This window comes from Achromobacter animicus (assembly GCF_040775605.1).
Taxonomy (GTDB): domain Bacteria; phylum Pseudomonadota; class Gammaproteobacteria; order Burkholderiales; family Burkholderiaceae_B; genus Achromobacter; species Achromobacter animicus.
In genome coordinates, this window is the sequence record NZ_JAYGJK010000001.1 from 5,693,152 (window position 1) to 5,716,678 (window position 23,527).

At 66.3% G+C, this 23,527-nt stretch carries 23 protein-coding genes and 2 tRNA genes; 15 read left to right on the top strand and 10 right to left on the bottom strand.

What is annotated here, in order from left to right; translation table 11 throughout:
- The first annotated feature begins 44 nt into the window (after positions 1–44).
- The 3 genes from AB3147_RS25980 (at position 45) to AB3147_RS25990 (ending at position 2,393) form a co-directional block, all read left to right on the top strand.
- A complete protein-coding gene (locus tag AB3147_RS25980) occupies positions 45–848 on the top strand; it encodes an NADPH-dependent F420 reductase (RefSeq protein ID WP_239214965.1) in 804 nt (267 codons plus the stop codon).
- A 64-nt stretch (positions 849–912) separates the two neighbouring features.
- Positions 913–1,611 carry an NADPH-dependent F420 reductase gene (locus AB3147_RS25985; protein WP_367353360.1) on the top strand — a complete coding sequence of 233 codons (699 nt, stop codon included), beginning with the start codon at positions 913–915 and terminating at the stop codon, positions 1,609–1,611.
- Positions 1,612–1,625: 14 nt separating this feature from the next.
- Positions 1,626–2,393: an SDR family NAD(P)-dependent oxidoreductase gene (locus AB3147_RS25990; RefSeq protein ID WP_367353361.1), complete on the top strand. Its 768-nt coding sequence runs from the start codon at positions 1,626–1,628 to the stop codon at positions 2,391–2,393.
- Positions 2,394–2,460: 67 nt separating this feature from the next.
- On the opposite strand, the gene AB3147_RS25995 is transcribed toward AB3147_RS25990, so the two are convergent.
- Positions 2,461–3,795: a DUF3100 domain-containing protein gene (locus tag AB3147_RS25995; protein WP_175122155.1), complete on the bottom strand. Its 1,335-nt coding sequence runs from the start codon at positions 3,793–3,795 to the stop codon at positions 2,461–2,463.
- A gap of 380 nt (positions 3,796–4,175) precedes the next feature.
- Here AB3147_RS25995 and AB3147_RS26000 point away from each other — a divergent pair, with 380 nt between their 5' ends.
- From AB3147_RS26000 to AB3147_RS26015, 4 genes are all read left to right on the top strand, one after another.
- Positions 4,176–5,111, top strand: coding sequence for a LysR family transcriptional regulator (locus AB3147_RS26000; RefSeq protein ID WP_175122154.1), 936 nt, complete (start codon positions 4,176–4,178; stop codon positions 5,109–5,111).
- A 73-nt stretch (positions 5,112–5,184) separates the two neighbouring features.
- The gene (locus AB3147_RS26005) at positions 5,185–5,376 is read left to right on the top strand and encodes a DUF2970 domain-containing protein (protein ID WP_367353362.1); all 192 of its coding nucleotides are present in this window, start codon (positions 5,185–5,187) and stop codon (positions 5,374–5,376) included.
- Between the two features lie 289 nt (positions 5,377–5,665).
- Complete coding sequence (locus tag AB3147_RS26010; RefSeq protein WP_175122153.1) at positions 5,666–7,408, top strand: nitrite/sulfite reductase; 1,743 nt, start codon at positions 5,666–5,668, stop codon at positions 7,406–7,408.
- Positions 7,401–7,946 carry a DUF934 domain-containing protein gene (locus AB3147_RS26015; RefSeq protein WP_367353363.1) on the top strand — a complete coding sequence of 182 codons (546 nt, stop codon included), beginning with the start codon at positions 7,401–7,403 and terminating at the stop codon, positions 7,944–7,946. The genes AB3147_RS26010 and AB3147_RS26015 overlap by 8 nt, the downstream gene beginning before the upstream one ends.
- 45 nt (positions 7,947–7,991) lie before the next feature.
- On the opposite strand, the gene AB3147_RS26020 is transcribed toward AB3147_RS26015, so the two are convergent.
- Positions 7,992–8,780 (bottom strand): IclR family transcriptional regulator, encoded by a 789-nt coding sequence (locus AB3147_RS26020; RefSeq protein WP_175122151.1) that lies wholly within the window; start codon positions 8,778–8,780, stop codon positions 7,992–7,994.
- A gap of 102 nt (positions 8,781–8,882) precedes the next feature.
- Here AB3147_RS26020 and AB3147_RS26025 point away from each other — a divergent pair, with 102 nt between their 5' ends.
- The 4 genes from AB3147_RS26025 (at position 8,883) to AB3147_RS26040 (ending at position 13,049) form a co-directional block, all read left to right on the top strand.
- Positions 8,883–9,872, top strand: coding sequence for a Bug family tripartite tricarboxylate transporter substrate binding protein (locus AB3147_RS26025; RefSeq protein ID WP_175139524.1), 990 nt, complete (start codon positions 8,883–8,885; stop codon positions 9,870–9,872).
- Between the two features lie 17 nt (positions 9,873–9,889).
- Positions 9,890–11,395, top strand: coding sequence for a class I adenylate-forming enzyme family protein (locus AB3147_RS26030; RefSeq protein WP_367353364.1), 1,506 nt, complete (start codon positions 9,890–9,892; stop codon positions 11,393–11,395).
- On the top strand, positions 11,392–12,180 hold the full coding sequence (locus AB3147_RS26035; protein WP_175122148.1) for a citryl-CoA lyase: 789 nt from the start codon (positions 11,392–11,394) through the stop codon (positions 12,178–12,180). The genes AB3147_RS26030 and AB3147_RS26035 overlap by 4 nt, the downstream gene beginning before the upstream one ends.
- Before the next feature lie 65 nt (positions 12,181–12,245).
- The gene (locus tag AB3147_RS26040) at positions 12,246–13,049 is read left to right on the top strand and encodes an SDR family NAD(P)-dependent oxidoreductase (RefSeq protein ID WP_367353594.1); all 804 of its coding nucleotides are present in this window, start codon (positions 12,246–12,248) and stop codon (positions 13,047–13,049) included.
- Between the two features lie 11 nt (positions 13,050–13,060).
- On the opposite strand, the gene AB3147_RS26045 is transcribed toward AB3147_RS26040, so the two are convergent.
- Positions 13,061–14,053, bottom strand: coding sequence for a Bug family tripartite tricarboxylate transporter substrate binding protein (locus AB3147_RS26045; protein ID WP_367353365.1), 993 nt, complete (start codon positions 14,051–14,053; stop codon positions 13,061–13,063).
- An 89-nt stretch (positions 14,054–14,142) separates the two neighbouring features.
- The gene (locus tag AB3147_RS26050; protein ID WP_367353366.1) at positions 14,143–15,240 is read right to left on the bottom strand and encodes a mandelate racemase/muconate lactonizing enzyme family protein; all 1,098 of its coding nucleotides are present in this window, start codon (positions 15,238–15,240) and stop codon (positions 14,143–14,145) included.
- A 100-nt stretch (positions 15,241–15,340) separates the two neighbouring features.
- Between AB3147_RS26050 and AB3147_RS26055 the strand changes: the two genes are divergently transcribed.
- On the top strand, positions 15,341–16,252 hold the full coding sequence (locus AB3147_RS26055) for a LysR family transcriptional regulator (RefSeq protein WP_367353367.1): 912 nt from the start codon (positions 15,341–15,343) through the stop codon (positions 16,250–16,252).
- Positions 16,253–16,300: 48 nt separating this feature from the next.
- Here the strand turns inward: AB3147_RS26055 and AB3147_RS26060 are convergent, their stop codons facing one another.
- Positions 16,301–17,095, bottom strand: a complete 795-nt coding sequence (locus AB3147_RS26060) for a MetQ/NlpA family ABC transporter substrate-binding protein (protein ID WP_175139518.1) — start codon at positions 17,093–17,095, stop codon at positions 16,301–16,303.
- A gap of 189 nt (positions 17,096–17,284) precedes the next feature.
- On the opposite strand from AB3147_RS26060, the gene AB3147_RS26065 reads away from it, so the two are divergent.
- Positions 17,285–18,358 (top strand): DUF6817 domain-containing protein, encoded by a 1,074-nt coding sequence (locus AB3147_RS26065; RefSeq protein WP_367353368.1) that lies wholly within the window; start codon positions 17,285–17,287, stop codon positions 18,356–18,358.
- 104 nt (positions 18,359–18,462) lie between these two features.
- Here AB3147_RS26065 and AB3147_RS26070 read toward each other — a convergent pair whose 3' ends face one another.
- From AB3147_RS26070 to hemA, 5 genes are all read right to left on the bottom strand, one after another.
- Positions 18,463–19,023 carry a UbiX family flavin prenyltransferase gene (locus AB3147_RS26070; protein ID WP_175139516.1) on the bottom strand — a complete coding sequence of 187 codons (561 nt, stop codon included), beginning with the start codon at positions 19,021–19,023 and terminating at the stop codon, positions 18,463–18,465.
- A gap of 7 nt (positions 19,024–19,030) precedes the next feature.
- Entirely contained in the window at positions 19,031–19,357 is a 327-nt protein-coding gene (gene grxD, locus AB3147_RS26075) for a Grx4 family monothiol glutaredoxin (protein ID WP_056319914.1), read from the bottom strand.
- A gap of 130 nt (positions 19,358–19,487) precedes the next feature.
- Positions 19,488–20,321 carry a peptide chain release factor N(5)-glutamine methyltransferase gene (gene prmC, locus AB3147_RS26080; RefSeq protein WP_367353369.1) on the bottom strand — a complete coding sequence of 278 codons (834 nt, stop codon included), beginning with the start codon at positions 20,319–20,321 and terminating at the stop codon, positions 19,488–19,490.
- A 10-nt stretch (positions 20,322–20,331) separates the two neighbouring features.
- Complete coding sequence (gene prfA / locus AB3147_RS26085) at positions 20,332–21,414, bottom strand: peptide chain release factor 1 (protein ID WP_175122139.1); 1,083 nt, start codon at positions 21,412–21,414, stop codon at positions 20,332–20,334.
- 85 nt (positions 21,415–21,499) lie between these two features.
- A complete protein-coding gene (gene hemA / locus AB3147_RS26090) occupies positions 21,500–22,774 on the bottom strand; it encodes a glutamyl-tRNA reductase (protein WP_056559840.1) in 1,275 nt (424 codons plus the stop codon).
- A gap of 334 nt (positions 22,775–23,108) precedes the next feature.
- Here hemA and AB3147_RS26095 point away from each other — a divergent pair.
- A tRNA-Phe gene (locus tag AB3147_RS26095) sits at positions 23,109–23,184 on the top strand.
- A gap of 122 nt (positions 23,185–23,306) precedes the next feature.
- Positions 23,307–23,382: transfer RNA gene (locus AB3147_RS26100), tRNA-Phe, on the top strand.
- The last annotated feature ends 145 nt before the right edge of the window (positions 23,383–23,527 follow it).

The window sequence follows — 23,527 nt, forward strand, 5'->3', positions numbered from 1 at the left end:
ATCTGCCGGCGAATTCCGCCGCGCTCCATCAACGGATATCTACGATGAAACAAACAATCGGAATCATTGGCGCCGGCCTTGTCGGCAAGGCTGTCGCGCGTCTGGCCGTCGCGGCGGGTCACAACGTCGTGATCAGCAATTCACGCGGTCCCGAAACGCTCTCTGCGCTGACCAAAGCCTTGGGACCCCTTGCCCGTGCCGGCTCGGTCGACGACGCGATCGCAGCGGGAGACATCGTCTCGCTCGCCATTCCGTTGGCGACATTCGAAAGCCTGCCGGCCGACCGGTTCGCCGGAAAGGTCGTGCTCGACCAGACCAACTACTACCCCGGCATGGGCGGATTTCGCCGCCCCGATCTTGATGCAGGCGAACTGACATCAAGCGAACTCATCCAGCGGCACCTGCCAGGCGCGGCGGTGGTCAAGGGGCTTCACAACCTGAGCTGGATTCACATGGAAAGCAACGCCCGCCCCAAGGGCAATGCTGATCGGACAACGCTGCCCATTGCCGGTGACGACGCCGACGCGGTGCAGACCGTGACGCGCTTCATCGAGGCAGTGGGCTACGACGTCGTCAACGCCGGCTCGCTTGCCGACAGCTGGCGCGTGGAACCCGGTACGCCGATCTACTTCTGGCGGTATGCGCCGGTCGTTCCCGCGGGCGTGTCGGATGACGAGGCCAAGAGGATCTACCAGCAGCGGGGCGAGCCGGTTCTCCCGCAAGAGGCACGCAAGCTCATCAATGAGGCGGTGCGTCCGTCCCCGATCGGTGGAACGCTGGTGGGCATGCCGAAAGTGCACGTGGATCTTTTCCTCGAGCAGGCCAGCGCCGACACCGTCAAGCAATAACTCCCTGGCGCCCGGCGCCCGTTCGCGGCGCCGCCAGCCGCATTCATCGTTAGCGGAAAGTGCAATGAAGATAGGAATTCTGAACACCGGCAACATCGGTAGCCGGCTCGCGCGAGCCTGGGCCTCCGCCAATCATCAACTGGTGCTTGCCAAGGACGGCGAGGATCGCAAGATCTCTCCCTTGCTTGCCGAGCTGGCCGACGACGCAAGGCTTGGCACCATCAAACAGGCAGCAGACTTCGGTGAAGCGGTGCTGTTCTCGGTCTATTGGCCTCGGGTGGACGCCGTGATCGACGCGGTGGGCAATGCGCTCGACGGCAAGATCGTGATCGAAACCATGAACCCGCTTGGCGTCACCGGCGATTTCGAACACTTCCATGATCATGCCTTCATGCGAGACAGCTCGACCGCCGAATACCTGCAAAAAAGACTTCCTGCGGCGCGGGTGGTAAAGGCGTTCAGCCTGACGGCCGCGCCCGTGCTGGAAGCCGCCGCCTGGGCGTCATCGCCGTCCAGGCCCAACGTTTTCTATGCCACGGACGACCCCGAAGCCGGTCAGGTCGTGCGAAAGCTGATCGACGACGCGGGCTTTGCGCCCGTGAACGCAGGCCCGCTGAAGGCAGCTCGCCAGCTGGAGCAGTTGGGTGTGCTGCTGCACCACATCGCGCGGCACGAATACGGCGGCGATGCGGATCTGATTCGAATGGGGCTGTCGGTTGTTTTGGCAGATCCTGGGCCCATCGTGCGCGAACGCATCGTTTGACCAAGGAGATTTCCATGTCACAGATGCTAGTTGGAAAAACCGCCCTGGTGACCGGAGGGTCCCGCGGCATCGGCCGTTCGATCGCTGAACGTCTGGCCCAGGAAGGTGCGATGGTCGCGCTGACCTACAACGTCAGCAAGGCTGGCGCGGACGACGTGGTTGGCGCCATTCAAGCAGCCGGAGGCCGCGCTTTCGCACTGCACGCCGATCTGACCGATGCAAACACCATTCCGGCCCTGTTCGAGAATCTTGACGGCAGGCTCGCTGACCTGATGGGCAGCAACGCACTCGACATTCTCGTGAACAATGCGGGAAATTCCGGTTGGGGCGGATTGGCGGAGGCCACCCCTGAGAGTTGGGACACGCTCTTCGCCGTCCACGCCCGCGCACCTTTTTTCATGGTTCAAGCCGCACTGAGCCGTCTGTCCCGCAATGGTCGGATCATCAATATCTCTTCCAGCGCCGGCGTGCGGGCAATGTCCGCCGTGCCCATCTACTCGATGGCCAAGGCCAGCATCAACAACCTGACCCACGCGCTTGCCCAGGAGTTGGGCACGCGCGGCATCACGGTGAATGCCGTGGCGCCAGGCTGGATTCGCACCGACATGAACGCCGCCGTCCGCGAAAATGCCGCCATGGTTAAAGCGATAGAAGCCGACACAGCGCTTGGCCGATTCGGCGAAACCTCGGAGATCGCCGCGACGGTGGCCTTTCTCGCCTCGGACGAAGGCCGTTGGGTGACCGCCCAGGTCATCGAGGCAAGCGGCGGCTACAAACTCTGACGCCAGCAAGGCCCAGAAAATGACAAAGCCGCCTGCAACAGGCGGCTTTTTCGCGAAGCGTGATGGATCAGTGGAAGAATTCCGCGATCATCGTGGCGCCCATGAACGTGCCGGCGTTCGCCGCCAGCGACACCACCACGATCTTCCAGCCCAGCTTGCGGAACGCAGGCAGGTCCTTCAGGATCGACAGGCCGGCCATCGCCAGGATCACCGTCGTGAACGGCAGGAAATTGACCTTGCCGACCATCGCGATGATCTGATCCGAATACGGCAGCACGCCCGGGCAGCCGGCGGTCATGGCGATCACCGACAGCACGAACACGGCCGGCAGCTTGGGCACGACGCGCAGGATCAGGTCGGTGATGACGACCAGCAGCACGATGATGGCCATGCCCGGCAGCGCGTCCGCGAACGGCACGTTGTAGCCAAGGCGGTTGCCCACCAGCGCGAACAGGCCACAGATGACGTAGGCGGTCAGGCGGTCGCCGAAGCCCATCTTCGAGCCGTGCGCGGGCACGTCTTCCGACACGCTGTCGTCGACCACGGCCTCGTTCTTGCCACGCGAGAAGCGGCCCAGCACGGGCTCGAGCTTGCCGTACAGGAAGATCGTCGTGGGCAGCGAAATGAACAGGGTGAAGTACACGCCAACCACCGTCGTCAGCAGGTTGGCGGCCGCGGCCAGCGCAGCGACCTGATGCGCCATTTCGGGCGTCTGCTGCGAAGCGATCGCGCCCACGCCTGCGGCCATCATGCTGCCCGAGCCCACGCCGGCGCCCATGGCGAGCGAGCGCGGATCGAAGATGTTCAGGCTGGTGATGAAGCCCGCCATCAGCGCCACGAACAGCGCGCCGATCACGGTGCCGGTGATGTATTCGGCCATGACGCCGCGGCCTTCCGGCGAGTTCATGCCGTAGCGCTCGCCGATGATCGCCAGGCTGGGCTCGCGGCCCACCGAGAACGTCGCGCCAATCGCTTCACGCTTGATGCCGAGCAGCAGCGCCAGCGGCAGGCCGATGGCCATGGTGCCGAAGAAGTGGCCGAACTCCTGGAACACCAGCGCCCAGCCGGCCTCGCGCACCTGCGGCAACGCGCCGCCCACCATCAGACCCAGCTTGGCCAGGAACGGCAGCAGCGCGTATTGCAGGTAGCCGCTGATGCGGGTCTGCATCGCCTTGTCGATGCCGGCGCCTGCCGGCAGCCGCTGGCCGAACGCCGCAACCACCGCGCCGATGAAAATGGCCCACAGCATGGGCTGCAGGATGATCTTGCCCGGACCGACCGAGAAGGTGACGCTGCCGATCGCTTCGGAAATGACCACCACCAGCAGGATGGCGGCGAGCATGCGCACGCGCCCCGATAGCGGCATGGAAGGCGAAGCCAGGCTTGCGCTGGCATGAGACATTGGTTTTCCCCTGATGACGTGAATAGTGATCGTGGCAGTGGGCCGGACGAACCCGGAAACCGGCGCCCGGACGTCCAGGTGGAGCCGGCGGGGCGAGCGAATTCGGAAGGTTCGGGCGACGGCGCTTGAAGAGCGGCTCGGTCGATTCAAACGGCCAATACAGCGCGAACGGCGCGCGCAGCGGGCGGCCGATTCGGACTGCGCAATTTTCGCCCACCCCTCTGGCGGGCAACCATGACACGGGCCACCGAGAAACGTTGCGTAAAATGCAACGAATTCGCCTTTCCTCGGAAAGTTTTGCACGGGACAAATCGAAATAAGGGTAAACCCTTAATTCCCTTCGTGGAAAATCAGCCGCATTCCGCCCGGAGCCAGCCGCCATGGACGAACAACTCGACGCGCGCCGCACGCATTACTTCATGCAGGTCATGAGCCGGGGATCCGTGCGCGGCGCGGCCGAGGCCCTGGAAATGGACCCGTCCGCCGTCAGCCGCGCGATCGCCGCCCTGGAGCGCGACTGCGGCATGGCGCTGTTCGAACGCCGGGGACGTGGCCTCGTGCCCACCGATGCCGGCCACATCCTGGCGCGCTATGTAAAACGGCAGCAGGACATCCAGGAGAGCTTCTTCTCTGAAATCGACAGCCTGCGCAAAGCCGAACGCGGCCACATCGACCTGGTGCTGGGCGAAGGCTTTGTGGAGCTGATGTTCGACCGCGTGCTGCCGGGCTACTGGCGCAGCCATCCCGAAGTCACGCTGGACATCGACGTGGCCCGCACGTCCGAAATCGTCCAGCGCATCGTCGACGACCGCGCGTACATCGGGCTGGTGTTCCAGCCGCCCAACGATGCCCGGCTGCGCACGCATTACTCGCGGCCCGAGCCGATACGGGCCATCGTGCGTCAGGACCACCCGCTGACGCGCCTGCGCCGGCCCCTCTTGCTGACCGATCTGGCCGACTACCCCGGCGCGTCCATGCAGGAAGGGTTTGGCGTGCGCCAGCACATCCAGGCCGCCGAGATCAGCGAGCAGGTCCGGCTGCACAACGTGCTGACCACCTCGTCGTTCAAGGCGCTTTGGCAGTTCGCGGCGGCCGGCATCGGCTACGCGCTCACGCCCCCCATCGCCGTCACCGCCGACATGCAGGCCCAGCGCCTCGCGAGCCTGCCCCTGGCCAATCCCATCCTGAACCAGGGCAGCCTGCACGTCCTGAGCCGCGCCGGCCGCCACATCTCGCCGGCCGCGCGCGAACTGCTGGAACACATCGTGCGCGGCATCGGCGCACACGCCGCCGCGCCATCTGATACGGTCGGCTGACGCGGATCTGCATCTGTCTGCCGGACACGCCAGCGTCTACAGTGGGCCGTCAAGAATCCGCCCGGAGGCGCATATGCTCGGTTTCCTGCGCACGGTCCGCTCCGTGCTGTGGGCCTTCTTCGGCGTACGCCGCGGCCGCGGCTACGACGCCGACATCGCCCACAACAAGCCCGGCCCCCTCATCGCCACCGGCCTGCTGCTCGCGGCCTGCCTGGTGATAATTCTGGTGTTCGTGGCACGCTGGGCGGTGGATGCGGCGTTGTAGGGGTTTAGGGGCTTGTTCTACGACAAGCCGCATATTCATATATGCGCGTACGCTCGCGGCTGGTTTCGACGACCTCCGCAAAATAGCCGCCCGGCCGTCCGAAGGCGGGGCAGCCCCCTCGGGGGGCAGCTAGCGCGCGCGGCGTGGGGGCCCTTATTTCTTTATTACCAGAATGACTTAGACGGTGTTCGCGGGTCGCTGTTACGGTTATGAATCCCGTTTTGCCGGCGCCGTGCGCCCGACCCCGCCCCCGGGGTTCAGACCGAAAAGACTTCCAAGGGCAGTAGACATGTACGTGTATGACCCCGTCGACCAACAGCTTGTCGAGCAGCGTGTCGCGCAGTTTGCCGATCAGACGCGCCGCTTTCTCGACGGCCAGCTAACCGAGGACGATTTCCGCGTCCTGCGCCTGCAGAACGGCCTGTACATCCAGCGCCACGCGCCCATGCTGCGCGTCGCCATTCCGTATGGCTTGCTGGCGTCCCGCCAGTTGCGCACCCTGGCGCACATCGCGCGCAAGTGGGACCGGGGCTACGGACACTTCAGCACGCGCCAGAACATCCAGTTCAACTGGCCCAAGCTGGAAGACGTGCCGGACATCCTGGCGGAACTCGCCACGGTGCAGATGCACGCCATCCAGACCAGCGGCAACTGCATCCGCAACACCACCACCGACCACTTTGCCGGCGTCGCGCCGGACGAACTCGTGGATCCGCTGATCTGGTGCGAGATCATCCGCCAGTGGTCCACGCTGCATCCCGAGTTCGCCTTCCTGCCGCGCAAGTTCAAGATCGCGGTCAGCGGCGCGGTGGAAGACCGAGCGGCCGTGGGCGTGCACGACATCGGCCTGCAGGCGGTCGAGCGCGACGGCAAGCTGGGCTTTCGCGTGTGGATCGGCGGTGGCCTGGGCCGCACGCCCATCGTCGGCAAGCTCATCAATCCGTTCGTCGAATGGCAGCACCTGCTGACCTATCTGCAGGCCGCGCTGCGGGTCTACAACCTGCATGGCCGCCGCGACAACAAGTACAAGGCGCGCATCAAGATCCTGGTCAAGGACCTGACGCCCGAGGTCTACGCGCAGCAGGTCGATGAAGAATGGCAGCGCATCAAGGGCGGCCCCGACACCATCACGCAGGAATTCGTGGACCGCATCAAGGCGCGCTTTGTCTGGCCGCAGCACGACGCCGCCGCCGCGTCCGACATCGACAACACCGACGCGCTGGCCGCGGGCGACAAGCGCTTCGCGCGCTGGCTGCGCACCAACGTGCATGCGCACAAGGTTGCCGGCTACGCCGCCGTGACCGTGTCGCTCAAACCCACCGGCGTGCCGCCGGGCGACATCACCGCGGACCAGATGGATGCGGTGGCCGACCTGGCCGACGACTTCGGCTACGGCGAACTGCGCGTGTCGCACGAACAGAACCTGATCCTGGCCGACGTGCGCCGCGCGCGGCTGCACGAGTTGTGGCAAAAGCTCGAGGCCCTGAACCTCGCCACGCCCAACGTCGGTCTGCTCACCAACATCATCGCCTGTCCGGGCGGAGACTTCTGCGCGCTGGCCAACGCCGTCTCCATTCCCGTGGCCGAAGCCATCCAGCGCCAGTTCGACAACCTGGATTACCTGTTCGAGATCGGCGAACTTGATCTGAACATCTCGGGCTGCATCAACTCCTGCGGCCATCACCATGTGGGCCACATCGGCATTCTTGGCGTCGATAAGGCCGGCGAGGAGTGGTATCAGGTCACGGTGGGCGGCCGCCAGAACGGCGCCGCCAAGCCGCTGCCCGACCTCGAATCCACGCATGGCGGCGGCGCGGCCATCGGCCGCATCATCGGCCCGTCGTTCGCGCGGCATCAGGTGCCGGGCGTGGTGGACCGTTTGATCCGCACGTATCTGGGCCTGCGCGACAGCGACGCCGAACGCTTCATCGACGTGGTGGACCGCGTCGGCATCGATCCCTTCAAGCAGGACGTGTACGCGGACCCTGCCTTCGCCAAACCCACGCAGCAAGCAGAGCCCGCCCATGTCTGAGATCTACGCCCACGACGCCCCCGGCCCGCATCTCATCCGCAACGGCAAACTTGAGGCCGACACGTCGCGTCCGTTCGTCCCCGAACCCGAAGTGCCCGCCGAAGGCCAGGTCCCGTCCGACGAACCCGGCTGGATCGTGCCGCTGGCCGTCTGGAAGACTTCGCGCAACACGCTGCGCCGCCACAAGCATCCCGTGGCCGTGCTGCTCAATCCCGACGCCGACCTGACGGACCTGGCGGACGCCGATGGCGTGCTGCATCCCGAGGGCATCGCGTTCATCGCCGTGGACTTTCCGGTCTACACCGATGGCCGCGGTTATTCGCTGGCGCAGCTGCTGCGCACGCGCTACGACTGGCAGGGCGAGCTGCGCGCAGTCGGCGACGTGATGATCGACACCATCCACTACCAGGCGCGCGTGGGCTTTGACAGCTTCCTCGTCAAGCCGGGACACGACCCGCACAAGGCGCTGGACGCCTTCAAGACGTTCACGGTGCATTACCAGAAGACGTACCGCGTGCCGACGCCGGCCACGGCCTGAACGAAACGGCCCCCACCCGCCGCCGGAACGGCATCGCGGCGGGCCTCAATCCCCCTCGCCCGCCCCGTGCGGCATGCCGAATCCGCTCTGCGACACCTGCGCGCGGATCAGTTCGGCAATGCTGCGCTGGCGCGGCGCCTGCATCCGGCTGATGAGGCTGGACACGCTGACCGCCAGCCGCGGATAGCCGCCCGCATCGCACAGCGCCATGCCCACACCCAACACGCCCGGCACCGCCGCGTTTCCCACCACGGCCCAGCCACGCCCGCGCGTGTTCTCCACCAGCCGCCGCATCTGCGCCACCGTCATCCCGCCGTAGGCGCGTAGCGCCTGCTCGTTCTGCATCACCACCTCGTCGGCTTCTGCGGCCGGCAAGGCGCCCAGCAGCGCCAACCCGGCCGCGCCCACGCCCAACGGCTGGCGGTGCCCGACCGTCACGGCCAGCACCTGCACCGGGTAATTGCCGACCTCGCGATGCAGGCACAGCGAATCGTTCGCAGCGCGGCAGATGAGAAACGCCGAATCGCCGCTGACGTCGCTGATCTGACGCAGCAATGGCCGAAGACTGCGCACGGCCTGCGCGTGCGGGTCGCCGGCCATCATCACGCCCAGTTCAGCAACGCGCCAGCGCGGCGCGCCCGATTCCCGCAGCGCGTAGCCCTCCTCGACCAGCACATCCAGGTAGCGATACACCGTGGACCGCTGCATGCCCGCGGCCCGCGCAATGTCCACCACGTGCATGCCGGCCGCGCCGGCCTGGCGCAGCACGCCCAGCACCTTCAGCCCGCGCCGCAGGATGCGCGGACCGGAACCCTCGGAATCCGGTTTGTTCAATTTCTGGACACCTTGCGTTGATAGGGCCTCCATCAAAGCCGAATATGAAAGCGGACAGACGAAGAGCTGTCCAATTATTAGACAAACAGGACGGAGACAACAATGAAGACATTCGGCAAGCGCTGGACCGCTGCGGCGGTGGCCTTGAGCGGGGCGCTGATGACCGCCGCCCCGGCCTGGGCGGCCAAACCCTATCCCGATCGCCCCATCACCCTTGTCGTCGGCTATGCGGCCGGCGGCGCAACCGACATCGTGGCGCGCCTGATGGCCAAGTCCCTGGCCGAAGAATTGGGGCAGACGGTCGTCGTCGAGAACAAGACCGGGGCCAACAGCAACATCGGCGCCGAGATCGTCTCGCGTGCCGCGCCCGACGGGTACACGCTGTATGTCGGGTCGATCGCCAACACCATCAACCGCACGCTGTACAGCCAGCTCAATTACGACTTCGTCAAAGGCTTCGAACCCGTCGGGTTGCTGGCGACCATTCCGAACATCCTGGTGGTCAATCCCAAGCTGCCGATCAAGACGGTGCAGGAATACATCGCCTATGCCAAGCAGCATCCCGGCAAGCTGACGTGCGCGTCGTCCGGCAGCGGATCGTCCATTCACCTGTCCTGCGAGCTCTTCAAGATGAAGACCGGCACCGACATCCTGCACGTACCGTATCGCGGCAGCGGTCCCGCCGTGGCGGACCTGCTGGGCGGTCAGGTGGACTCCATGTTCGACAACCTGCCCTCGTCCCTGCCCCACGTGCAGGCGGGCAAGCTGCGCGCCATCGGCGTCACCTCGCCCCAGCGCCTGCCGGCCACGCCCGATGTCCCCACCTTGGCGGAGTCCGGCCTGCCTGACTTCGACGTGGAATCGTGGTTTGGCCTGGTGGCGCCGGCCGGCACGCCCCGGCCCGTCATCGACCGCCTGAACCAGGCGCTGAACAAGGCGCTCGCGACGCCAGCCCTGCAAACCTCCTACAAGCAAGGCGGCTTCTTCCCGCCCCAAGCGCCGAACACGCCGGAGACCTTCGCCAAGAAGATCGCCAGCGAGATCGACAAGTGGGGCGCGGTGGTGAAAAGCGCCAACCTCAAGGCCAATTAAGCATCCAAGGAGCATAGGTGTACCCGATTGATTTCTTCTTCCGCGCCGCCGAGCAGTACCCGGACCGCGTGGCGCTCGACGGTCCCGATGGGCAGGTGACTTACGCGCGGCTGGCGGCGGACACGCGTGCGCTGGCGGCCGCCCTGCAGGATCTGGACCCCGAGCCGCAGACGCGCGTGGCCATCTGCGCCGGCAATTCGGCGCGCCACATCCTGGCGCTGCTGGCGGTGCTGGCCAGCGGCAAGGTCTGGGTGCCGCTGAACTACCGCAGCACCGCGCGCGAGATCGGCCGCATCCTGGATGCAACCGAGCCGTCCATCGTGATCGTCGACGACGTAGGCGCGCCGCTCGTGCCCGCGGGTTCAGCACGACGCATCGTGCTGGACGAGGCGGCCGCTGACCTGGCGCTGGACGCGCTGCTCGCGCGTTTTGCCGACCGCGCTCCGGCGCGTCACGCCTTGCCGCGCGACGCCACGCAGGCGATCAAGTTCACGGGTGGCACCACCGGCCTGCCCAAGGGCGTGATGCAGCCTTATCACGCGTGGAACGCCGGCATCGTCAACCAGATCCTCAACTGGGGCCTCACCGCCGAAGACCGCTACGTCGTGTCCGCACCCATCACGCACGGCACCGGCACCTATCTGTTGCCGGTGCTGGCGCAGGGCGGCGCGCATCTGCTGCTGGACAGTGTGTCGCCCGCCACGATCACCGAGGCATTTCGCGAGCGCGGCGGCACGCTGAGCTTCATGCCGCCCACGCTGATCTACATGATCATGGCGCAGCCCGGCGTCTCCCGCGCGGACTTCCCGCATCTGCGCAACCTCATCTACGGCGGCGCGCCCATGCCGGTCGAAAAGATCGAGCGCGCGCGCGCCTTCTTCGGCCCGGTGCTGGGCACGACCTACGGCCAGACCGAGGCGCCGCAGATCGTGACCGTGCTGCGGCCCGCCGATCTGGAAGCGCCGGAAAACCGCGCTTCGGTCGGCCGGGTCACACCGCTGTCCGACGTGGCGATCATGGCGCCCGACGGCACGCTGCTTCCACGCGGCGAAATCGGCGAAGTCGTGGTCCAGGGCGATCTGGTGATGACCGGCTACTGGCGCCTGCCTGAGAAGACCGCTGAAACCATAGTCGACGGCTGGCTGCACACCGGCGACACGGGCCTCATCGACACGCGCGGCTATCTGTTCCTGAAGGACCGCCTGCGCGACGTCATCATCACCGGCGGGTTCAACATCTATCCGGTGGACGTCGAAAACGCCTTGTCCGCGCATCCCGCCGTCTACGAATGCTCGGTGTTCGGCGTGCCTGACGACAAGTGGGGCGAAGCGGTCCACGCCGCCGTCCAGCTTCAGCCGGGCGCCGAGGCCAATGGCGACGAACTCAAGGCGCACGTGCGCGCGCTGCTGGGTCCGGTGGCCACGCCCAAACACATCCATTTCCACGACAGCCTGCCGCGCTCGAGCGTGGGCAAGGTGCTGAAGAACGCGGTGCGCGACGCCGCAATGAAGGAAACGCCATGAACAAGCCCGAAACCCGCCTCTGCGCCCATCACCTGACCGGCATGTCGTATCGCGACGTCGATCTGGTCGAAGACCTGATTGGCAAGAAGTCGTTTACCGAAGTCATGATCATGCAGATCCTCGGCCGCGACGCGCGTCCCGTGGACATGCGCATCGTGGACGCGGTGCTGGTCACGCTGATGGAGCACGGCATGACGCCCAGCGCGATCGCCACGCGCCTGATCTACATGAGCGCGCCCGAGAATCTGCAGGGCGCCGTGGCGTCCGGGCTGATGGCCGTGGGCAGCCAGTTCGTGGGCACCATGGAAAACTGCTCGCGCCTGCTTGACCGCATCCGTCAGGCACCCGACGGTCCCGCGGAAGCATTGGCCATTGCCCGCGAACACCGCGCGTCGCGCAGCCCGCTGCCCGGCTTCGGCCATCACCTGCACAAGCCGGACGATCCGCGCGCGATCAAGCTGCTGGCGCTGGCCGAGGCGGAAAGCGAACTGAGCGGCGAGTCGGTGCAGGCGCTGCGCTGGCTGGCCAGCGCCATCGACGAGACCTACGGCAAGCACATCACCATCAATGCAACCGGCGCCGTGGCCGCGCTGCTCAGCGAGATCGGCGTGCCTACCGACCTGATGCGCGGCTTTGCCGTGATCTCGCGCGCGGCGGGCCTGGTGTCGCACGTGGCAGAAGAGCAGCAGAGCCCGTCCGGGCGGTACATCTGGGAAACCATCGACCACGCCATTCCGTACGTGGGCAAGGGCAAGAGCCATCAGCAAGACGGCGGGCAATCGTGAGCGCGGGGTCCGGTACGCCCGATGCCGGTACGCCCGTTGCCGGTACGCCCCTTCACGCTGCCCCGCTGTCCGGCGCGCGCCTGGCCGGCAAGGTTGCGCTGGTCGCAGGCGCGGGCACGTCCGCGCCCGGCTGGAGCATCGGCAAGGCAAGCTGCGTGACGCTGGCGCGCCAAGGTGCGGCCATCATCGCCCTGGACGCCAACCTGACCGCCGCCGAAGAGGCCGCGCATGAGGCCGAAGCGGCAGGCGGCAGCGCGCTGCCTGTGCAGGCCGACGTGGCCGATCCGGACGCGATGCAAGCGGCGGTCGACGCGGCGTTGCGCCGCTTTGGCCGCATCGACATCCTGCAGGCCAACGCGGGCATCGGCAAGGTCGGCGGCCCCGAAGACATCTCGATCGCGGACTGGGATCGCATCCAGCAGGTGAACGTGACCAGCCTGCTGATCGCCACGCGCCTGCTGGCGCCCGTCATGCGTGTGCAGGGCGGCGGCGCCATCGTGGCCGTCTCTTCCATTGCGGGCATCCGGTACACCGGCTATCCGCATCTGGCCTACAGCGTCAGCAAGGCTGCGGTCATCCACTTTGCGCGCATGGCCGCGCAGCAGTACGCCGCCGACGGCATCCGCGTGAACACGGTCATACCCGGTCTGATCGACACCCCCCGCGTCACCGCCAACGTCGCCAAGATGTTCGATGCGAACGACCTGGACGCCGCGCGCGCGGCACGCGACAGGCAGGTGCCGATGCGACGCATGGGCACGCCATGGGAGGTCGCCAATGCGGTGGCCTTCCTGGCGTCGGACGAGGCGTCCTACATCACCGGCACCGAACTGCTCGTGGATGGCGGCCTGACAGGCAAGTACGCCTGAGCCGGCGCGACTTACTCGGCCTTGATGTTGCCGCGCTGGACCACGGCGGTCCACTTGGCCACGTCGTCGCGGATGCGCTTTGAGAATTCTGCCGGCGTGCTGCCGACCGGCTGAAAGCCCAGCGCGGCCAGCTTGTCGCGCAGCGCGCCCTTGCGCACGGATTCGCCCAGCGTCTGCGACAGGCGCTCGATGATCGGCTCCGGCACGCCGGCCGGCGCAATCACGCCGAACAGCGGCGAGATATCCACACCCGGCAGACCGGCCTCGGCAAACGTGGGCACGTCGGGCAACTGGCTTGTGCGTTGCGGGCTGGTGACCGCCAGCGCGCGCAGCTTGCCGGCCTTGATGTGTTCAAGCAGCGTCGGGACGGTGGCAAAGCCGAACTGCACCTGGCCGCCCAGGAGGTCGGTGATCACGGTGCCGCCGCCGCGGTAAGGCACGTGCAGCACGTCCACGCCCGCCTGCTGGCGAAGTTGCTCACCGGCCAGATGCGGCCCGCTGCCCACGCCCGCCGACCCGAACGACAACGTGCCGGGCTGCGACTTGGCCAGCGCCAGGAACGACGCAATGTCGGTCGCCTTGACCGAAGGGTGCACCACCATGACGAAGGGCGCCGTCGCCATCAGCGAGATCGGCGCGAAATCCTTGATGGCGTCGTACGGCTGACGGTCGCCCAGCAGCGCGGGATTGATGGTGAACGTGGAGTCGACCATGCCGATGGTGTAGCCGTCCGGCGCGGACACCGCCAGCGCGCGCGTGCCGATCGTGGTGCCGCCGCCGCCGCGGTTTTCCGCGACGAAGGGCTGGCCCAGCGCCTCGGCGTACACCTGACCCGCCATGCGGCCCAGCGTGTCGGTCGCCGCGCCCGGCGGGTACGGGATGTACAGGCGGACCGCCTTGTCCGGGTACTGCGCGGCACGTGCCGCGAAGGACCACGGCAACACGGCGGCGCCCGCTGCCATAGCGGCGCTGTTGATCAGGAAGGTTCTGCGCGATGGGTGCATGTCTTTGTCTCCGGGTTCGTGTTCTTTGCGGCCTCTGCGGGCCTGTGGATTCTTGGCGGTCTGGCGTTTGGCTTTTTACGGGTCAGGGTTCAGGCGCTGTACTGGCCCTCGGCAAGTGCCGCTTCCGGATCCGCGCCCAGCCCCGGTGCGTCCGGCACGTTGACCCAGCCGTTCTCGATGGGCACGGTGCGTCCGTACGGCACGTGCCCCAGTTCGACGTACAGGCGTTCCAGCGACACCTCGGTCTGCTGCGCGGCAATCAGATGCAGGCTGGCAAGATAGCCGGGGCCAAAAAATGCGACCTGCGGCGCGCAGATGACGCTTGAGTCCGCGCACTTCTGCGCAATCCGCCACGCGGCGGTCAGGCCCAGTTTGATGACGCTGGGCTGCACGTACTGCGCGGCTTCCGTGTCCACCACGCGCTCCAGATCGGTGGCGCTGCTGGCGTTCTCGCCAACGGCCAGCGGGATGCCGCAGGCCTGCTTCAGGCGTGCCAGCGCGCGATCGTCTTCCGGCGGCCACAAGGGTTCTTCGATCCAGAACGGATCATGCGGGCGCATGGCCTCGATGGCGGCTTCGGCTTCGCCCGGCAGCCACGCGCAGTTCGTATCGACCATGATCGGCACGCCGGGACCCGTGCTGCGGCGCACGGCGGCCAGCGCGTCGGCGGTGCGCTCGTGCAGCTTGATCTCGGTATAGCCTTCGTTCAGGGCCTGCGTGGTCACGGCGTCCAGGCGCTCGGCGTTGCCGTAATACTGCAGCAGCGATGCATACACACGGACCCGCTCGCGGCGCTTGCCGCCCAGCAGCTTGTACAGCGGCACGCCGGCGCGCTTGGCGCGCAGGTCCCACAGCGCGATGTCCAGCCCGGCCAGCGCGTGCACCACGGGACCAGACCGGCCCAGGTTGTGCAGCGTGCGCTGCATGCCGGGCAGCAGCGTGTCGTCGTCCGCGTCGCGCCCGCAGGCCAGCGGTGCGATCAGGGTTTCGAAGATTGCGGGCAACGCGCGTGGCTCCACGCAATACGACTCGCCCCAGGCCACCGTGCCGTCTCCGGTCTGCACCCGCACGAGCGCGCTGTCGAGCTTGTCGCGCGGACGGCCCGCGAACAGCGGCGACGGGCTCCAGTGATGGAACGGCAGGCGCAAGGGAATGCAGGTGACGGAAACAATGGTGTTGGCGGGCATGGCAGTGAGGCGTCGAGATGCAGAATGCGATGGGCTATTCTGGCGGCCGCCAGTTCATATGGTCAAATAGATCAATTGACTATTTCCATATGAATTTCATATGTTTAATCGGCGAGAACTCCTGCTGCTGCGCGCCATGTACCGGCTCGATACCGTCACCGCCGCAGCCGCCTCGGTCAACATGACGCAGCCCGCCGCCAGCGCACTCCTGCGCGACATGGAAACGCGGTTGGGCTTTGCGCTGTTCAGCCGCGAGAACCGCCGGCTGCACCTGACCAGCCAGGGACGCGCGCTGATTCCCGAAGTGCTCAATGCGCTGGCCGGCATCGAGGCCGTCGACCGGCTGGCCGTCGACATCCGCCAGGGCGCGCTGGCAAGGCTGGACGTGGGCGCCGTCGCCATCGCGGCGTCCAGCCTGCTGCCTCCTGCCCTGGCCGGCGTACGCCGCGCACATCCGGCGGTTGCCGTGACCGTGCGCGCCGGCACCGCGCTGGAAATCATCGAGATGGCGGTGGATCACCGCATCGACCTGGGCATCATCATCGGCTCGCCGCCGGACATCGACCGGGTGTCCAGTCTGCGGCTCGCGCCGTTGGGACTGCATGCGGTGATGCCTCAGGACCATCCATGGGCGAAGCGAACCGATCTGACGCTGGACGAGGTGGCCGAGGCGGGACCGATTGTCCTCGCCCCCGCCCTACCCGCCGGCCGCGCGACGCGCCAGGCACTGGAGGCGCGCGGACTGCCCTATCGCCCCATCATCGAGGCGGCGCAGTCGTCGGCCGCCTGCGCGCTGGCGGCGCAGGGATTGGGTGTCGCCATCGTGGAAAGCCTGGGCGCGCATTACGCCGAGCGTCAGGGTCTGGTGACGCGCCAACTGCTGGCGCTGGAGGATCCGGTGCTGGCGGTGGTGTGGTCGCGCGACCGCGCCATGAGCGCGCCGGCGCAGGTGCTGCAGGAAGGATTGGAGAATGAGGTGCAGACGTGGCTGGCGCGCGGACGCGAAGGCTGACGGAAGCCGGACGTCGCGCGCCCGGCTTCGCAAGTCTCGATAGCCTGTTTACCAGGAGGTCGTGTAGGCGCCCGGGAACTGCTTGGCGACAAAGGCCTTCACCTCGTCGGACTGGTAGGCCTTGATGAAGCGCGCGATGCGCGGATCGTTCTTGTTGTCTTCGCGCGCGGCGATGACGACGGGCGCGAACGGCGCGTCCTTGCTTTCCAGCACCAGCGCGTCCTTGGCGGGCGACAGGCCGGCGGGGATGGCGTACGCCGAGTTCACGGCCGCGGCGTCCACGTCCTTGAGCGAGTGCGGCAGTTGCGCGGCCTCGATCTCGACGAACTTCAGGTTCTTGGGGTTCTCGGCGATATCGAAGATCGACGCCGTCACCGTCACGCCGTCCTTCAGCTTGATGAGCTTGGCGGCCTGCAGCACCAGCAGCGCGCGGGCGCCGTTGGTCGGATCATTCGGGATGGCCACCTTGCCGCCTTGCGGCAGATCGTCCAGCGACTTCACGCGCTTGGAATAGATGCCCATCTGCTGCACCACCGCGGTCGCCACGGGCACCAGCTTGTAGCCGCGCGCTTTGTTCTGCGATTCCAGGAAGGGCTTGTGCTGGTAGATATTCACGTCCAGCTCCTTGGCATCCAGCGCGGCGTTGGGCTGGATGAAGTCGCTGAACTCGATCAGCTTGACCTTCAAGCCCTGCTTGGCGGCGACCTGCTGCACGACTTCGCCGATCTGCGCGTGCGGGCCGACGGTGACGCCCACTTTCAGCTCGGCGTCCTGCGCCATCGCCGAGGTGCCGGCAAAACCGAGAATGGTGGCAAAAACGGCGAGGGAATGGCGAAGGCGCATGGGAAAGTCTCTAGAGGTTTAAACGATTGAGGATTGGAACAATGACCCCGGATTCTAGTGAGCGCGCTTCAAAACCGGAAGCGATGAATATTCATATTGATATGCGGATTTCGATATAAACACCGCGATGACAGCGCTGGCGCATGCGGACACAATAGAGCCTGCTTTCATCCAACCAACCCGCCAACCATGTCCACCACTCCCGAACTCCATCCGCACGCGCGCGCGCTGCTGGCCGACCACTACGCCGCCGTCGACGCCGACCTGCCCGTCCTGCTCGACCTGCTGTTTGCACGCAGCGCGGGCGAAGACTGGCACAAGGCCGGCACGTTCAAGCATCATCTGCTGGGCGTCTACCGCACGCTGGCGCTCTGGAACCAGCCGCGCGAAGTGCGCCTCCTGGGCCTGTTCCACAGCGTCTACGGCAACGAATACGTAGACCTCACCCTGTTTGACCGCGAACGCGAGCGCAACACGCTGCGCGACGTGCTGGGCTCGGAAGCCGAGGAATGGGTCAGTCTCTTTTGCGCCATGCCGCGCACGCGCTTCGTGCAGGCGATCCTGCAAGGCCAGGGCACGGGACCGGAAGGCCTGACGCTGGAAGGCGCCGATGGACAGGTCTTCACCTTCACGCCGCGCCAGGTCGCGGCGTTCACCGTCGTGTCCGCCGCCGACATCGGCGAGCAATGGCACAGCTGGCAGGACGAGATCTTCGCGGGCTATCCGCAGCAGCAGCGCCGCGACCTGAAAACGAACTGGGCCTCGTCGCTGTGGCCCGGCCCGCTCAAGCCGCCGTCGAACATCCTGTCGATGCTGTCCCATCTGCTGGCGCCGCTGTCGCGCATGCCGCAGGACACCGGCATTCCCATCCCGCCCGCGTTCGACCACTGCCGCGCCACGCTCAGCCCGCGCGACGAAGCGGCGGCCAGCGCGCTGTACTGGCAGGTCATCACGCGCATGCACCCGCTGACCGAAATGGACAGCGCGCGGCACATGCTGGAAGCCGCGGTCGAACACAACCCCTGGGTGGGCGAGCCGCGCCTGCTGCTCGCGCAACTGGCGCTGACGGCCGGAGAATTCGAGGCCGCGGAACAGCACGCCGCCGCGGGGCTGGTCGCGCTTCAGGCGTGGGGCACCGCGTGGGATAAACGGATTGAATGGGCCGGATGGATGGCCTGGGCGCGCATCGAGCTGCAAAATGCGCGGGCGCGCAAATGGCCGGAGAATCTGGCCGCGCTGAATGGTATGGGGCTGGTGGAATAAGAACCGGCTTGATGCAGACGGCCCCGCTCAAGCGGGGCCGCCGGCGATCGTCGCACGACGCGCGTCAAGCGCAAGCCTTGCGGCAAGGCAAAGGCGAGAACCTGCTAAGTGCCTTCCCAGTGCGGACCGGGCACGACAATGTCGAACATTTCCAGGACGCGGGCCACAGTGTGATCCACCATTTCATCGATGGACTTGGGCCGGTGATAAAACGCCGGCAGCGGCGGGAACACGATGCCGCCCATTTCCGTCACGGCCGTCATGTTGCGCAGGTGCGCCAGATTGAACGGCGTCTCGCGCACCATCATCACCAGGCGGCGGCGCTCTTTGAGCGTGACGTCGGCGGCGCGCGTGATGAGGTTATCGGACAGGCCATGCGCCACCGCCGCCAGCGTGCGCATCGAGCACGGCACGATCACCATGCCCGCGGTCTGGAACGCGCCACTGGCCAGCGTGGCGCCCACGTCGCGAATGCTGTGTACGTGATCGGCCAGCGCATAGACGTCCTGGCGGCTGACATCGAGCTCATGCTTGATATTTAGCACGCCAGAAGCGGACACCACCAGATGCGACTCGACGTCTTCGACGTTGCGCAGCGCCTGCAGCATGCGCACCGCGTAGAGCGCGCCGGTGGCGCCCGTGATGCCGACGACGAGCCGTCGCATGATGGCGTTAAGCCGTGGCGCCGGATTGCTCCAGCAGCGTCTTCAGTTCGCCGGACTCGTTCATTTCATTCATGATGTCCGAGCCGCCGATGAACTCGCCGGACACGTACAACTGCGGAATGGTGGGCCAGCTGGAGAATTCCTTGATGCCCTGGCGGACTTCGTCGTCCTCCAGCACATTGACCGTGACGAGCTTCTTCACGCCACAGCCCTTCAGGATTTGAATGGCCTTGCCGGAGAACCCGCATTGCGGGAACTGGGCGGTGCCCTTCATGAACAGCACGACGGGGTGCTGGGTAACGGTTTCGCGGATGAATTCTTGAACGTCGCTCATGGTGGTCTCTTGGACAGGCAAAACGGAATGGGTCAATTATAGGTACAGCCGGGAAAACCGCCCGATTACCCCGGCGCGGCGCCGGTATATCCGGCAGATGCAACAGCAAATGTCGGGCCGTGCGCTGCGCTCAGGCACCTGAGACCGGCAAACGCCCGCCCGAGATCCGCTCGATCCCCGCCAGGTCCTGGCGGCTGTGCACATCTGCGAACCCCGCCTGGCGGAGCATGTCCCGTACCTGCTCCGCCTGATCCCAGCCATGCTCCATCCAGAGCGAGCCGCCGGGTTTCAGATGGGCGCCCGCGCCTTCGACGATACGCGCCAGATCTTCCAGTCCGCCCGCGCCATCAGTCAGCGCCCCCCGCGGCTCAAAGCGCAGGTCGCCCTGGTCCAGATGCGGATCGTCGCTGGCCACATAGGGGGGATTCGACACGATCAGATCAAACCCTTCGCCGGCCGGCACCGCGTCGTACCAGCTTCCTTCCACGAAGCGCACCGCGGCCGTCAAATCCCACGCGTTGCCGGCAGCCACCGCCAGTGCGGCCGCGCTGACGTCCGACGCCATCACCCGCGCGTCGCGGCGCGCCAGGGCGATCGACACCGCGATCGCGCCGCTGCCCGTGCCCAGGTCCAGCACCATCGGCCCGGTGATGCCATCGATGCATTCCAGCGCGGTTTCCACCAGGACTTCCGTATCGGGGCGGGGAATCAGCACGTCGGGCGTCACGCGGAACCGGTGTCCCATGAATTCGCGATGACCCAGCAGGTAGGCCATGGGCTCCCCGGCCAACCGGCGCTGCGCGAGCGCCTCGTACGCCGCCGCCACCTCAGGCGCCAGCGGATCGGTGTCGTGCGCCAGCAGCCACGCGCGGGGCTTGTTCAGCACGTGCTCCAGCAGCATGCGCACTTCCAGGCGCGGCAGCCGCGCGTCGAGCAGCAGACTCTTAATCTGGGGCGCGGTCATCGCGTCGGCCTTAAATATCGTCGCCCAGCGCGGCGAGCTGCTCGGCCTGATGCTCGGCGATCAGCGCGCCGGTCAGCTCTTCGAGGTCGCCTTCCATGATCTGCTGCAGCTTGTACAGCGTCAGGTTGATGCGGTGATCGGTCACGCGGCCCTGCGGATAGTTGTAGGTGCGGATGCGCTCGGACCGGTCGCCCGTGCCGATCAGGCTCTTGCGCTCGGCCGCTTCCTTGCTCTGGCGCTCGCGCTCTTCCTTGTCCTTCAGGCGCGCGGCCAGCACCTGCATGGCCTTGTCCTTGTTGCGGTGCTGCGAACGGTCGTCCTGGCATTCCACCACCAGCCCGGTCGGCAAGTGGGTGATGCGCACGGCCGAATCGGTTTTGTTGATGTGCTGGCCGCCCGCGCCGCTGGCGCGGAACGTGTCGATGCGCAGGTCGCTGGGATTGATGACGATCTCGGACATGGCATCGGCTTCGGCCATGATGGCCACCGTGCAAGCCGACGTGTGGATGCGGCCTTGGGCCTCGGTCGCCGGCACGCGCTGCACGCGGTGCGCCCCCGATTCGAACTTCAGCCGGCCATACGCGCCGTCGCCGTCGATGCGCGCGATCACTTCCTTGTAGCCGCCCAGCTCGGACGCGCTTTCCGACATCAGTTCCACGCGCCAGCCACGCTGTTCCGCGTAGCGCGTGTACATGCGCAAGAGGTCGCCCGAGAACAGCGCGCTCTCGTCGCCGCCCGTGCCCGCGCGGATTTCCAGGAACACGCTGCGCCCGTCGTTGGGGTCGCGCGGCAGCAGCAGAAGCTGCAGCGCCGCTTCCAGCGATTCCAGCTTGACGCGCCCGGTCTTGATCTCTTCTTCGGCCATGGCCTTCATGTCGGGCTCGGACAGCATTTCCTGCGCGGTCGCGATGTCTTCCTCGGTGCGGGCGAACGCGGTAAAGGCTTCGACCACCGGTTCCAGTTCGGCGCGCTCGCGCGAAAGCTTGCGGAAGCGGTCCATGTCGGACGCGGTTTCCGGTTCGGCGAGCAGAGCATCGACCTCGATCAGGCGATGGCACAGATGCTCCAGCCGGCTGCGCATGGAAGATTTCATGAGGGGAGGACCAAAAGAGAAAACAGAGAAAGCGGGCGCCCACAAAGCGAACGCCCGCCAGGAGGCGGGGCGTGGGGCAGAGCCGCTAACGGCGGGAGTCGCGGCCGGGGAAGAGGCGCGGCATCCAGGCAAGCAGTTGCTTGCGGTCGTCGCCTTCGCTGCGGTTCAGCGCCGCAAGCGGGCCGTGCAGGTACTTTTGCGTGAGGCCGTGGGCCAGCTGCTCGAGCACGGCTTCGGGCGATTCGCCCCGCGCCAGCAGGCGGCGGGCGCGTTCCAGTTCGGCGGCGCGGACGTCTTCGGCAGCCTGGTGCAGGTCGCGGATGACGGGCACCACTTCGCGGGATTGCATCCAGTGCATGAAGCCCTGGACGCGGGTTTCGATGATGGCTTCGGCCTGCACCACCGCGGCGCGGCGCGCGTCGGTGCCGGTCTGCACCAGCCGGCCCAGGTCATCAACCGAGTACAGATAGACGTCGTCCAGACGGCCGACTTCGGGTTCGATGTCGCGCGGCACGGCCAGATCGATCATGACCATCGGGCGGTGACGGCGCAGGCGCGTAGCCCGTTCAACCATCCCCAGGCCGAGGATGGGCAGGGAGCTTGCCGTACAGGAAACGATGACGTCGAACTCGGACAGCCGCTCGGTCAGGTCGGACAGCTTCATCGTGCTGGCCGAGAAGCGGTTGGCCAGCAGTTCGGCGCGTTCGGCCGTGCGGTTGGCAACCACCATGCTGCGTGGACGTTGCGCGGCAAAGTGCGTGGCGCACAATTCGATCATTTCGCCCGCGCCGATGAACAGCGTGCGGGCCTGGTCCAGGTTGCCGAACACGCGCTCGGCAAGACGCACCGCGGCGGCGGCCATGGACACGGATTCGGCGCCGATGGCGGTTTGCGACCGGACTTCCTTGGCGACCGAGAAGGTGCGCTGGAACATCTGGTGCAGCAGCGTGCCGAGGGAACCGGCTTCGCCGGCGGCGCGCACCGCGTCCTTCATCTGGCCCACGATCTGGGTTTCGCCCAGCACCATGGAATCGAGGCCGCTTGCCACGCGGAAAGCGTGACGCACGGCGTCGTCTTGATGATGGCGATAGAGGTGCGGGCGCAGCGTGCCGGCGTCCAGGCGGTTGTGTTCAGCCAGCCAGGCGGGCAACTGATCCGCCACGTGGCCGTCGGCCGCGCAGTAGATCTCGGTGCGATTACAGGTGGACAGGATGGCGGCTTCGCGGACGGAGCCGCCGAATGCCGAACGCAAGCCTTCGAGGGCGGGCTTGACCAGATCAACGGGCATGGACACGCGTTCGCGGACCGACACCGGCGCGGACGTGTGATTCAGACCGAAGGCAAGGACAGCTACCGACATGTGTGAGGGATGGCGGAAAGCCACCCGCGGCTAAGCGTTAAGTACTGCCACTATAAGAACAATGCGTCGCAGCCCGCTTGTCGCGCGTCAAAGGCGGGAAAGCATCCGGCTGTAACAGCAAAACCGCTGACGATTATACTCCTGCGGGTTATCCCCAGGCCATTCCCGTCCCCGATCGCGGACAGTTGGCGCCCAATCGTGCCTTGCAGGCAACAGTTGACTGCTTTGCTGCCCCTGTACGCCGACATCGCGTGCCGCGTCACGAAAAAAAGCGACGCTTCCCCCGCCCGGCTGGCACAACGCCAAAAAATTGTGTATAGTTGCGGACTTCGTTGGCCTGGTAGCTCAGTCGGTAGAGCAGAGGATTGAAAATCCTTGTGTCGGTGGTTCGATTCCGCCCCAGGCCACCAAAAGAATTTCCGGGAGCTTCGGTTCCCACAAAAAGCCCAGCCTCGCGCTGGGTTTTTTGTTGATGGCGGCGCTACACGCCGCCACGTGTCCCGACATTTTGTGTATAGTGGCGGGCTTCGTTGGCCTGGTAGCTCAGTCGGTAGAGCAGAGGATTGAAAATCCTTGTGTCGGTGGTTCGATTCCGCCCCAGGCCACCAAAAGATTCAAGCATTCAGCCCCGCCCGGTATTTACTGCGGCGGGGTTTTTGCTTTCTGGCGCGCCAATCGCCGGACCCGCTTGCGGCAACTCCCCGCGCCGGCAGCGCTCGCAGCACATGCGCCATTCGCCATTCGCGAATTGCG